Source organism: Paenarthrobacter sp. YAF11_1, assembly GCF_052113445.1.
GTDB lineage: Bacteria > Actinomycetota > Actinomycetes > Actinomycetales > Micrococcaceae > Arthrobacter.
The window spans coordinates 184,601-196,645 of sequence record NZ_JBFRDF010000003.1; the positions used below are offsets into that span (position 1 = coordinate 184,601).

A 12,045-nucleotide genomic window follows, 5' to 3' on the forward strand; every position below is an offset into this window, starting at 1 on the left:
TCCTAACCCACACGCTCACGCCGGCCGAGGATACCCTGCGGTCGGAACAGAAGAACAACAATCATGATGAACAGTGCACCGACGTACTTGAGGTCGGCGGGAAGGCCGAACACAGTAGTCAGTTCCACGAAGATGCCGACGACGATCGAGCCGATCAAGGCGCCGAAGACGGTTCCCAAACCACCGAGTGTCACGCCGGCGAAGATGAGAAGCAGGATCTGCGAGCCCATGTCGAAGGTGACGCCCGGACGGTAGTACGCCCACAGGATGCCACCGAGGGAGGCGAGGACGCCGCCAACGATCCAGACGATGCGGATGACTGAGTCGACGTCGATGCCGGAGGCAGCTGCCAGTGCCGGGTTGTCCGCTACAGCGCGGGTTGCCTTGCCCAAACGGGTCTTCAGCAGGACGATGCCGATCAAGGCGATGACCACGGCGCTGATGACCAGCGACCACAGGTTGTTCGGGGAGATGGATACAGGCCCTATCTGGATTTCCGCGCTTTGCGCGCCGGGCAGCTGCTGGGTTGCTCCACCGAAGAAGAACTGGATGACGTAGCGGATGGCCAAGGCCAGGCCAATGCTGACGATCATCATGGGAACGAGGCCGGAGCCGCGCTTCCGCAGTGGACGCCAGAGTCCGGCGTCCTGGACGTAGCCGAAGAGCCCGCCACCTATCAATGCCAGCAGGATCGCCAGCCAGAAGGGGAGTCCGAATCCGTTGAACATGAAGACGAGGACGGCGCCCAACGTCACCATCTCGCCGTGGGCGAAGTTGGTCAGGCCCGTGGTTCCGAAGATCAGGGACAGGCCCACGGAGGCAAGGGCAAGAAGGAGGCCAAAGCTCAGGCCCGCTACCAGGCGGTTGAGGAGGTTCTGGCCAAAGTCCTGCTGTTGGACCACGATGCCCTCACCGAAGGCGAAGATCACCGACAGGTTGGAGGTCTGGCTGAACGTGACATCGCGGGGATTGTCCTGGCCCTCGGCCAGTGCGATGCCCTCCGGCAAGGTGGAGGTGTCCAGCTCGATGGTGTAAGTACCTTGGACGGGGACACCGATGGTCCACGCGCCATTGGCTCCGGAGGTGGCGTCACCTTCGAACCCGTTGCCTGAGGCTTTGATTTTGACGCCGGGTATGGGTGCCCGGGCATCATCGCGGAGGAACCCGCTGATGTTGTTTTGGAATGTCGTCGGTGACGGCGAAGGCGATGGGGTGGTTGCCTGTGCCGAGGGGGCGGCGATCAACAGAGTGGCGATGAGGGCTGCGAACAGCGCCCCCACAACTCTCTGTAGTCCCTTGGACCGTCTGATGGACGGGTCGCGCAGTGTGCTTCTCAAAATGGAAACCTCCACAGTGGGGGTGGTCCCGGCTGCGCCATTGCAGCCGGTGCGAACGGTAAATGGGGCTTGTGAACAGTTCTTGCCTAGCTGCCTCGATTGTGATCTAAGTCACCCATGTGTGGCCTATGTTACCGCTCAGTGGGCTGAATAAATGCCCAGTTCGGGGGTGCAAACATCGCGATCGGATAACAACTGTGAAGCTATAGGCAACTTATGATGTAGCTGTACTTAAGTAAACCTTTGTTGAGTAAGGGTGCTTCTAAACGTTCCGGAGGGTCCCCGCCGCTGCCACTCTGCCGCTTTCGTGTCACGGTTGCGTTTCGTCTGGGTGAACAAGGGAACTTTCCCTGCCACGCGCGCGTGGTAATTGGTACCGTGAATTATCACTTAGCCCTTTTTCAGGAGGACACCCGCAATGGCACTTGGCGGAAACCCAGTCTTCAACGGAAAGAATTTCCGTGGAGCAAAGCAGGCCCCGCCTGTACCGCAGAACCCGTACGGCCAGCAGTTTAACCAGGCACCCGGTCGGGCGCCTGCCCAGGTGATGGATGGCCAGGCCGCGTGGTCTGCCCAGCAGCAGAACATGACCAATGAACAGCTGCAGCAGATGTACAACCAGCCGGCTGCCGGCCCCGCCGACACCGGCCGCATGACCTATGACGACGTCATCATGAAGACTGTCGCCTGCCTCGTGGTCCTGGTGATCGGTGCCGGTGTGACGCTCTTCGTAGCTCCCGCCCTCTCCACCATGCTCATGATCGTTGGCGCACTGGGCGGCTTCGTCCTGGCACTGGTCAACACCTTCAAGAAGCAGCCTTCACCGGCACTGATCCTTGCTTACGCCGGTCTGGAAGGCCTGTTCCTGGGCGGCCTCACCCGCATCCTCGACGGCATGTACCCCGGCGTCGGCCTCCAGGCTGTCATCGGTACGCTGGCAGTCTTCGGCGTCACCCTGGTGCTCTTCAAGAGCGGCAAGGTCCGCGCCACCCCCAAGATGGTGCGTTTCTTCATGATCGCCACTATTGGTTACGCGGTCTTCGCGCTGATCAACATGGTCATGATGTGGACCGGCGCTGTCCAGGAGCCGTTCGGCCTCCGGACCAGCATGGAAATCGCAGGCATCCCGCTGGGTGTCTTCATCGGCATCCTGGCCATCGGCCTGGCAGCTTTCTCGCTGATCATGGACTTCACCAGCATCGAAGAAGGCGTCCGCGCCGGCGCCCCGGAGCGTTACTCCTGGGTTGCAGCCTTCGGCCTCACGGTCACGCTGGTTTGGCTCTACGTCGAAATCATCCGCCTCCTGGCCATCCTGCGAGGCGACGACTAACTGCTGCGGGCCCAACCTGCAAAGTAAGCCAACGCGAAATGCCCCCGAAGACTCTTCGGGGGCATTTTTGTGTCCGTGAGGGGCGAGGTCTCGACTGTAAGCGAAGGCTCAAAGAGGCGAGATCCAACCCCTCGCGGTCAGCCAACCCCTCGCGGTCAGCTCAGGCGCTCGAAAACCACGGCCATTCCCTGCCCGCCACCAACGCACAGCGTTGCAAGCCCCAGGGTTCCATCGCGCTCCTTGAGCCCGTTCAGGAGCGTACTGGTCATCCGTGCACCGGTCATGCCAAAGGGGTGTCCCAAGGCGATGGCGCCACCGTGGACGTTGAGCTTGGCAGGGTCGATGCCCAGCTCACGTGCACTTGCCACCACCTGCACGGCGAAGGCTTCGTTGAGCTCCACGAGATCAATGTCGTCCATGGTCAGCCCGGCCAGTGCCAAGGCCCGCCGGGTGGACTCAACGGGGCCCATGCCCATGAGCTCTGGGGAGAGGGCGCTCACTCCGGTGGACACCACCCTGGCCAGCGGTTGCAGGCCCAGCTCGCGGGCCCGGGTATCGCTCATGACCACCACGGCCGCGGCGCCGTCGTTGAGGGGGCACGCGTTGCCGGCGGTGACCGTCCCATCGGAACGGAAGACGGGCTGCAGGGCGGACACTGCTTCAAGGGTCACTCCCGCCCGCGGAGAATCGTCCCGATCTACCACGGTGCCGTCTTTGCGGGTGTAGGGGGTGATGTCGCGGGAGTAGAAGCCCGAGGAGATGGCCGCCTCGGCGCGGTTTTGGCTCAGGACGCCCCACTCATCCTGCTCGGCCCTGCTGATGCCATGGCTGGTGGCAACGTTCTCTGCTGTCTGGCCCATGGAGATGTAGATGTCCGGCAAACGGCCTCCCAATCGGGGATCAGTCCACGGGATATTGGATGCGGCGCGGGACGCCGTGCGTTGGGCCGCCGACTCGAAAAGAGGGTTGTGGTTGGCGGTGTCCGTTTCGCCGGCACCTGCCCAGTTCTGGTAGCGGGATACGCTCTCCACCCCGGCGGAAACGATCGCGTTGGCTTCCCCGGCTTTAATGGCGTGGAAGGCCATCCGCAGCGTCTGCAGACTTGATGCGCAGAAGCGGTTGATGGTGGCTGCCGGTACCCGGTCCATTCCGGCCAGGACGGCCACCACGCGTGCCATGTTGGAGCCGGCTTCCCCGCTGGGTTCGGCGCAGCCCAGAAGGAGGTCGTCCAGCCCCCGACCATCCTCGGCGCCTGGCTCAAACGCCGGAATTTTAGCGAGGGCGGCCTGCACCATGGCGGTGGCGAGATCATCGGGGCGCTCGTCCCTCAGGGCACCTTTGAAGGCGCGGCCAATGGGGCTTCTGGCAGTGGAAACAATGACAGCCTCAGTCATGGCCACAGCTTACGCCCGGCGCCTGCACCAGCGCCGGGCGGTTACTGGAAATCACCGAAGTGTCAGGCCAAACGGCGGGCGCCTGCCGCCGGAGTTACCGTGAAGATGTCCGGCGCGGTGTAACCGGCCTCAGCGAAGGAACGCACGACGGCGTCGCGCACCTGCTGCTCCTGGCCCACCGGTGTCAGCGCGATGGCCGAGCCACCGAACCCGCCGCCGGTCATGCGGGCACCGATGGCGCCGTTGGCGCGCGAGGTGTCCACGGCGAGATCCAGTTCAGGGCAGGAGATCTCAAAGTCGTCGCGCATGGAAACGTGGCTCGCATCCAACAGGGGACCAATGCTGGCGGGTCCTTGGCTGCCGAGAGCGTCCACGGTTTGCAGCACGCGGTCGTTCTCGGTAACCACGTGGCGCACGCGCTTCATGGTGGTCTCATCCAGCAGTCCGGAGGCTTCCTCCAAACGTTCCACACCGACGTCGCGCAGTGCTTTGACGCCCAGGATCTCGGCACCCAACTCGCAGGACGCGCGTCGGGATGCGTAACCGCCGTCGGCATGTGAGTGCGAGACCTTGGTGTCGATGACCAGCAGGACCAGGCCGGAGGCTTCGGCGTCGAACGGGACCAGGTCCACGTGCTGGTCGCGGCAGTCCAGGAAGACAGCCTGTCCCTTGGCGCCACGCAGGGACGCCGATTGGTCCATGATTCCGGTGGGTGCGCCAACGTACACGTTTTCGGCCCGCTGGGTGGCCAGTACGAGGTCCTCGGCGGCGAGTCCGGCTCCGGTGAGCTCATTCAGGGCGCTGATGACGGCGCACTCAATAGCGTGGGAGGAAGAAAGGCCGGCGCCAGACGGAACGTCAGAGTCGAGCAGGAGATCGAAGCCGGGCACTGTGATTCCACGCTCCGTGAGGGCCCAGGCGACACCCAGCGGGTAGCGGGACCAGCCTTCGCCCGAGCCCGGCTCCAGCTCTGAAAGGTCGGCCTCCACCAGTCCGTGACCGCCGAACGTGGACAGCATGCGTACCCTTGAGTCGTCGCGGACGCGCAAGGCCACTTTTGCTGTCTTGTCGATGGCGAAGGGCAGCACGAAGCCCTCGTTGTAGTCGGTATGCTCGCCGATCAGGTTGACGCGTCCCGGTGCCTGCCACACGCCGTCGGGGGCTGCTCCGAACGTTTCCTGGAAGCGGGCGGCGAGGACGCTGGTATCGGTAGTGGTGGTCATGCTCGGGTGCCTTCCAGGGTCTTGGGGGATGCCGGTGCTGCGGCAACGTTGCGGAGACGCTCCGCCACGGCTTCGGGGGTGGTGTCGTTGATGAACGCTCCCATCGCGGCCTCCGAGCCGGCCAAGTACTTGAGCTTATCGGCTGCGCGACGGGGCGACGTCAACTGCAGGTGGAGCTGGCCCGCAGGCCGCAGGGACGGCTCCAGCGGTGCCTGGTGCCATGCGGAGATATACGGCATGGGGGTTGGGTAGAGGGAGTCGAGGCGCTTGAGCAGGTCAAGGTAGACGTGCGAAAGTTCATCGCGTTCTGCACCCGTGAGCGCTGCGAGGTCCGGGACACTGCGGTGGGGGACCAGGTGGATTTCCAGGGGCCAGCGCGCGGCGAAGGGGACGTAGGCGCTGAAGTGTTCGGCCTCCAGCACCATGCGGCTGCCGTCTTGGCGTTCAGCCTTGAGGAGCGACGCCGCCAGCGTTTCCTTCCCGTCGACGTCGTCGTAGTACTTCCGGGCGACAGCACCGAGCTGGGCGGCGCGCGGCGTGACGTACGGGTACGCGTATATCTGTCCATGCGGGTGATGCAGGGTGACGCCGATGTCCGCGCCGCGGTTCTCGAACGGGAAGACCTGCTGGATGCCCGGCAAGGCACTGAGCGCTTCGGTCCGCTGCGCCCACGCCTCAATGACCGTGCGTGCGCGGGTCTCGCCGAGTTCTGCGAAGGAGCCGGTGTGCTGCGGGGTGAAGGCGACTACTTCGCATCGGCCGAATGCCGGCCCGGTGGTCCCGTGGCCACTGGCGCCCGGTGCGGGCAGCGGGGGAATGTCACCCAGGGCAGGGCCCAGGGAGGGGAAGCGGTTCTCGAACACCACAACGTCGTAATCCGATGCCGGGATTTCCGAGGGGTTCGCCGCCGTAGTGGGGCAGATAGGGCACTGGTCCGCAGGCGGCAGATGCGTGCGGGCCTGGCGGTGCGCAGCGACGGCGACCCAGTCACCCGACAGGGCGTCGTACCGGACTTCGCCGGGCTCGCCACGGGCTGGAAGCTCGCGGTGGTCCACCAGTGATTCCGGTGTTCGCTCCGGAGTGCCGGGGTCGTCGAAGTAGATCAGCTCGCGGCTGTCCGCAAGGCGGGTGCTGGTGATGCGACTCATGGGTTTATTATTCCACAAGTGACCAAAAACGCATAGTTTCTAACAAAAGCTAACATTTGACGTTGAGCTCCGGATTTCGGAATGAAGTACGGTATTGCCATGTCTGCCTCGCCTTCACCCGCCGATAACCCGCTCACGTCCGAATCCCGCCGCTTCGCCACGGGCAGGCAGTTCGAGCTTCGCAGGGGCGATGCGCTCGCCGTCATCACCGAACTTGCTGCCGGGCTGCGCCTCTACTCCCGTGGCGGCGTGCAACTGACGGAAAGCTACGATGACCACCAGATCCCCCCGGGCGCCACGGGCATCACCCTGGCGCCATGGGCCAACCGCGTGGAGGACGGGGTCTGGTACCTCGAGGGCAAGAAGCAGCAACTCGATATCACCGAGGTCTCCCGCAACAACGCCAGCCACGGGTTGCTGCGGAACGCCGCTTACACCCTGGTGGACGAATCAGAGTTCAGCGTGACGCTCGAAGCCAGCGTCTTCCCGCAGCACGGCTACCCTTTCCTGGTCCGGCACCTGGTCCGCTATGAGCTGGACGAGGCACTGGACCTCCGCGTCCGACAGACCTTGGTTAACGATTCCGAGGACAGGGCGCCCTTTGTGCTCGGGGCGCACCCCTACCTGCGCCTGGGCGACGTCGCTACCGAGGACCTGGTCCTGACGGTGCACGCCCGTACCCGGCTGGTGGCCGATGAGCGGCTGATTCCCCGCAGCACAGCTGCGGCTGACGGCCTGTACGATCTTTCCGCCGGCACTGCGGTGAATGACCTGTTGATTGATGTCGCCTTGACCGACCTGGCGTACGACGGCGGCGTGGCCCGCCATACGCTGACAGCGCCTGATGGCCGCAGCGTCAGTCTCGAACAGGACGAGCTGTCTCCGTACGTCCACGTTTTTGTCACAGATACCTTCCCCGGCCGCTCCAAAGCAGTGGCCATTGAGCCCATGACGGGCCCTGCCAACGCCTTCAACAGCGGTGACGGCCTGCGATGGCTGGTCCCCGGCGAGGCGTTCACCATGAGCTGGGGTGTTACCGCATCCCTCTAGGCATTTGGTACGTGCTGCCTCATCGTTTGCTGCCGGCTGCGCGGGCCGGTTTCCCATACGGCGTGGCCTACGGAATTATGGGTTCATGACGCCAACACCGGACGCCAAATCCCGCTCTGACCGCCAAATTGCCGAAGACATCCCCTACGGGGTGCGAATTGCTGCTGCCTGGTCGTGGCGGGCAGGGCTGATCCTGCTCATGATCGGTGCCCTGGTCTGGCTCCTGGGCAAGGTCAGCTTCCTCATCATCCCGGTCATGGTGGCTGCCCTTCTGGCCGGCCTGCTGTATCCGGTGGTGGCCTGGCTCCGCGGCCGCAAGGTGCCTAACGGGGCTGCCGTCGCCATCACCGTGGTGGCCTTCATCGGCGTCATCGCCGGCGCCCTCGCCCTGGTGGGACGGCAGCTTGCCTCCGGCTTCGGCGAGCTCTGGCAGGAGGCTTTGGCCGGCATCCAACAGATCCAGACGTGGCTGGCAGATGGTCCCCTCCACCTGACGGCAGACCAGATAGACCAGTACATTGCCGATGGTGCCAACGCGCTGCAAAACAACAGCAGCAGCATCCTCAGCGGCGCCTTGTCCTTTGGCAGCACCGCCGGACACTTTGCCGCGGGACTCGTCCTGGCACTCTTCATCCTCATCTTCTTCCTGCTCGAGGGCAGCCGCATTTGGGCCTTCCTGGTCCGTCTCCTGCCCAAGACCGCGCGAAAGGCCACTGACGGCGCCGGGCGTCGTGGGTGGACGTCCATGGTCAGCTACGTGCGCATCCAGATGTTCGTGGCGTTCGTGGATGCTGTGGGCATCGGTGTGGGCGCTGCCATCATCCAGGTTCCCCTGGCACTTCCCTTGGCGGTCCTGGTGTTCATCGGCTCGTTCATCCCGGTAGTGGGTGCCCTTGTTACGGGAGCCATTGCGGTGCTTCTTGCGCTCGTAGCCAACGGGCCCATCAACGCCCTCATCATGCTGGCAATCGTCCTGCTGGTCCAGCAGCTCGAAAGCCACATCCTGCAGCCGCTGGTGATGGGCAAGGCCGTGTCGCTGCACCCCGTAGCCGTGATCCTCTCGGTGGCAGCAGGCTCCTACCTCGCAGGCATCCCCGGAGCGCTGTTCGCGGTCCCGTTGCTCGCCGTAGTAAATACGGCGGTTCGGTACATTGCCGGGCGGACGTGGGAACATGATGAAGGATTGGGCGGTTTGGAGCTTCAACCGGCTACCGCTTCTGCGGGGCCGGGCGGAGACGCCAATTTCAAGGAGGTTCACCTCCCCAAGCCCGAATCCCGCCTCGGAAGAGGCATCGCAGGCAAGAACAAGGCCGCAGGACGCCCCTCTGCTGAGGACCCTGCCGCCGACACCACTAAAGGAGAATAGTCAGTGAATACCCTCGAAACCCTGCCCGTCACGCTGGACGATGTCCTCAAGGCGCAGGAGCTGCTCGAGGGCATTATTACCAAGACTCCGGTGGAGTCGTCCCGTGCTCTTGGCAGCCTCGTGGGCGGCAACGTCTTTTTCAAGTGTGAGAATCTGCAGCGTGCAGGGTCCTTCAAAGTCCGCGGCGCCTATGTCCGCATGGCCCGGCTGACGGAGGAAGAAAAGAAGCGCGGCGTGGTGGCCGCCTCCGCAGGCAACCATGCCCAGGGTGTGGCGGTGGCCGCAAAGAGCCTGGGCATCAACGCCCGCATCTACATGCCCCTCGGTGTGGCCCTTCCCAAGCTGGCAGCTACCCGCAGCCACGGCGCGGAAGTCATCCTCCACGGCCACAACGTGGACGAAGCACTCGCCGAAGCGCAGCGCTACGCCGACGAGACCGGCGCTGTGTTCGTCCACCCCTTTGACAATGTGGACGTCGTTGCAGGCCAGGGAACCATCGGACTGGAGATCCTGGACCAGATCCCCAACGTGGACACCATCCTCATGGGCGTCGGCGGCGGTGGACTCCTGGCCGGAGTGGCAGTGGCCATCAAGGCCAGGGCCAAGGAGCTCGGCCGTGAGATCCGGGTGATCGGCGTCCAGGCGGAAAATGCCGCCGCCTACCCGCCGTCGCTGGCCGCTGACGCACTGGTACCGCTCAAGAAGGTCACCACCATGGCTGACGGCATCGCCGTGGGCCGTCCGGGGCAGCTGCCTTTCAGCATCATCCGCGAGCTGGTGGACGATGTTGTCACTGTCAGTGAAGACTCCCTGGCGCGGGCGCTGATCTTCCTCCTGGAGCGGGCCAAGATGGTGGTCGAGCCTGCCGGTGCCGTCGGAGTAGCCGCGCTGATGGATGGCAAGATCGAAAACCCGGGGAACACCGCCGTCGTGCTTTCGGGTGGCAACATCGATCCCATGCTCATGCTCAAAGTCATCCAGCGCGGCCTGTCGGCCGCAGGGCGGTTCATGACCGTCCGCATGATGCTGGATGACCGCCCCGGCTCCTTGGCCACGATCGCGCGGATCATCGCCGAGAACGACGCCAACGTCACCGGGCTGGATCACACCCGCTTGGGTGGTTCCATCAGCATGGGCGACGTCTCCATCACCATCAACCTGGAAACCAAAGGCCACGAACATGGGGAGCAGGTTCTCGGCGCACTGCGGGCCGAGGGCTTCCAGCCGATCGTGGTGCACTGACGGGAGGAGCACCCATGGTGCTGGGAACGCCTGAAGGATCCAAAGAAGCGGACCGGGAGTCGCTGGCCGGCCGGGCGAAGGGTGGCCTGCTCTTCATGGGCGGCTTCGTCGTCCTGCTCTATGTCATCGAGATTCTCAACACGCTGATGCGCCACGGCCTGAACTCCACCTTTGGACTGCGCTCCCGTTCCATGGACGGTGTGCTGGACATCCTGACGTTCCCGCTGTTGCACGCGAACTTCAACCACCTGCTCTCCAACACTCTGCCTCTGATCATCTTCGGCTTCCTGGTGTTCCTGTCCGGCCTTCGTGTCTTTATCACCGCGCTGGCCTTCAGCTGGCTGGGCTCCGGGCTTGCTGTGTGGCTGATCGGCGGGGGAGGGGTGACGGTGGGAGCGTCCGGACTGGTGTTCGGATTCTTCGCGTTCTTGCTGGTCCGCGGTTTCTTCAACCGGAACTGGTGGCAGATTCTGCTCTCTGTGGTGCTGTTCATGGCCTACGGCAGCATTCTCTTTGGCGTGCTGCCCACGGTGATGGGTTACGTATCCTGGCAGGCGCACCTCGGCGGAGCTGTTGGCGGCATCATCGCAGCCGTCCTGTTACGTCCCAAGTCCACGCCCGCCGCCCTCTGACCCAACTGAGGGACAGCACCTGCTCTATTGAGTGCTCATTGGAGCATGTGCTGTCCCCTAGTTGGGTGAATGCGCGCCTGGGTGCCCGCACGAAAAACGCCGGCCCGCCCCGCTAAGGGGTGGGCCGGCGTCGTGTGTTTCGGGCCGGTGAGCCGCTGATCAGGCGACGTAAGGCTTGGCGGAGACGATCTCCACCGGAATTTCCTTGCCGTTGGGGGCGACGTAGCTCAGGCTGTCGCCTTCCTTGTGGCCGATGATGGCAGCACCCAGGGGTGACTTCTCGCTGAAGACGTCCAGATCCGAGTCCCCGGCGATTTCGCGGGAGCCCAGCAGGAACGTCTCTTCGTCACCGGCGATGCGGGCAACGACCAGCATGCCGGGCTCGACGATTCCGTCATCGGCAGGGGCCTCGCCAACATGGGCGTCGCGAAGCAGGGCTGTGAGCTGGCGGATGCGGGCCTCGATCTTGCCTTGCTCTTCCTTGGCTGCGTGGTAGCCGCCGTTTTCCTTCAGGTCGCCTTCCTGGCGGGCAGCTTCGATCTTCTGGACGATTTCCGCCCGGCCAGCGCCGGAAAGGTGGTCCAGCTCAGCCTGCAAGCGGTCGAAAGCTTCCTGGGTGAGCCAAGCCGCAGTGGCGCTATTGGTGGTAGACACGGATTTCTCCTCTAGATCTGACAATGCAAAAGACCCCGCCGAGGTGGCCACTAGTGGAACTCAGTAACCAACTTAACGGGGTGAAGGTTTCATCCATTGTAGTAAATCCTTTGGACGAACCCAAACCGGTTGAGGCATGGGTCACATGAATGTTATTTACCGCTGTCCGTGATCCAGCAGTTGTCCACCACTCCTGAAACAGCCGGTGACTCGGTACGCAGGACCGTGCGCTGAACGGTGGTGCTGCCGCCGTCGGGGTCGTCCTGGGGATCGTTGGGGCCGATTTCCACGACCTTCCAGCCCACCACCGCGAACTTGGAATCCAGCGCTTTAATGGCGCATTGGGCCGTGGCTCCGGGATATTTAGTGACCTGGTAGTCCACCTCCGCCTGGGTTCCGTCCACGGTGCTGTACCCAATGTCCTTGAAGGTGACAGGGGCTTGCGCGGAACCGGTGGCCACATAGGCGGCGAACCCAATCCCGATGACCAGGGCACCGATGACGATGTTCCGCTTGGTTTTGCGGGTCATGGCGCGCTTTTGACCGCCGTAGCGATTGGCTAGGCTGGTGCTTGCCGGTACTTGGGTGGCCGATAGGTCCTCTGAAGTCACCCGTCCAGTTTAGTGCCGATCCCGGCGCCCCATCACCGCCCACACAGCTTGATCCACG

General features: G+C 63.8%; 11 protein-coding genes. 5 read left to right on the top strand and 6 right to left on the bottom strand.

Features of this window, described 5'->3' with window-relative positions; genetic code table 11:
* Positions 1 to 2: 2 nt before the first annotated feature.
* Positions 3 to 1,337, bottom strand: a complete 1,335-nt coding sequence (locus AB4Y77_RS06410; RefSeq protein ID WP_311213134.1) for a branched-chain amino acid ABC transporter permease — start codon at positions 1,335 to 1,337, stop codon at positions 3 to 5.
* A 418-nt stretch (positions 1,338 to 1,755) separates the two neighbouring features.
* Here AB4Y77_RS06410 and AB4Y77_RS06415 point away from each other — a divergent pair, with 418 nt between their 5' ends.
* Complete coding sequence (locus AB4Y77_RS06415) at positions 1,756 to 2,667, top strand: Bax inhibitor-1/YccA family protein (RefSeq protein WP_311213135.1); 912 nt, start codon at positions 1,756 to 1,758, stop codon at positions 2,665 to 2,667.
* Positions 2,668 to 2,822: 155 nt separating this feature from the next.
* Here the strand turns inward: AB4Y77_RS06415 and AB4Y77_RS06420 are convergent, their stop codons facing one another.
* The 3 genes from AB4Y77_RS06420 to galT form a co-directional block, all read right to left on the bottom strand.
* Complete coding sequence (locus AB4Y77_RS06420; protein ID WP_442013333.1) at positions 2,823 to 4,061, bottom strand: acetyl-CoA C-acetyltransferase; 1,239 nt, start codon at positions 4,059 to 4,061, stop codon at positions 2,823 to 2,825.
* A 62-nt stretch (positions 4,062 to 4,123) separates the two neighbouring features.
* A complete protein-coding gene (galK, locus tag AB4Y77_RS06425; protein WP_311213137.1) occupies positions 4,124 to 5,284 on the bottom strand; it encodes a galactokinase in 1,161 nt (386 codons plus the stop codon).
* Positions 5,281 to 6,432, bottom strand: a complete 1,152-nt coding sequence (galT, locus tag AB4Y77_RS06430) for a galactose-1-phosphate uridylyltransferase (RefSeq protein ID WP_311213138.1) — start codon at positions 6,430 to 6,432, stop codon at positions 5,281 to 5,283. Before galT ends, galK begins: the two co-directional genes overlap by 4 nt.
* 99 nt (positions 6,433 to 6,531) lie before the next feature.
* Here galT and AB4Y77_RS06435 point away from each other — a divergent pair, with 99 nt between their 5' ends.
* The 4 genes from AB4Y77_RS06435 to AB4Y77_RS06450 all read left to right on the top strand — a co-directional run bounded on the left by AB4Y77_RS06435 (position 6,532) and on the right by AB4Y77_RS06450 (position 10,722).
* Positions 6,532 to 7,482: an aldose 1-epimerase family protein gene (locus AB4Y77_RS06435; protein WP_311213139.1), complete on the top strand. Its 951-nt coding sequence runs from the start codon at positions 6,532 to 6,534 to the stop codon at positions 7,480 to 7,482.
* An 85-nt stretch (positions 7,483 to 7,567) separates the two neighbouring features.
* A complete protein-coding gene (locus AB4Y77_RS06440) occupies positions 7,568 to 8,848 on the top strand; it encodes an AI-2E family transporter (protein ID WP_311213140.1) in 1,281 nt (426 codons plus the stop codon).
* Positions 8,849 to 8,851: 3 nt separating this feature from the next.
* Entirely contained in the window at positions 8,852 to 10,090 is a 1,239-nt protein-coding gene (gene ilvA / locus AB4Y77_RS06445) for a threonine ammonia-lyase (RefSeq protein ID WP_311213141.1), read from the top strand.
* A 14-nt stretch (positions 10,091 to 10,104) separates the two neighbouring features.
* Complete coding sequence (locus AB4Y77_RS06450) at positions 10,105 to 10,722, top strand: rhomboid family intramembrane serine protease (protein WP_442013334.1); 618 nt, start codon at positions 10,105 to 10,107, stop codon at positions 10,720 to 10,722.
* Between the two features lie 159 nt (positions 10,723 to 10,881).
* Here AB4Y77_RS06450 and greA read toward each other — a convergent pair whose 3' ends face one another.
* Positions 10,882 to 11,376 (bottom strand): transcription elongation factor GreA, encoded by a 495-nt coding sequence (greA, locus tag AB4Y77_RS06455; RefSeq protein ID WP_024820099.1) that lies wholly within the window; start codon positions 11,374 to 11,376, stop codon positions 10,882 to 10,884.
* A 152-nt stretch (positions 11,377 to 11,528) separates the two neighbouring features.
* Positions 11,529 to 11,987 carry a DUF4307 domain-containing protein gene (locus AB4Y77_RS06460; protein ID WP_311213143.1) on the bottom strand — a complete coding sequence of 153 codons (459 nt, stop codon included), beginning with the start codon at positions 11,985 to 11,987 and terminating at the stop codon, positions 11,529 to 11,531.
* Positions 11,988 to 12,045 lie beyond the last annotated feature (58 nt).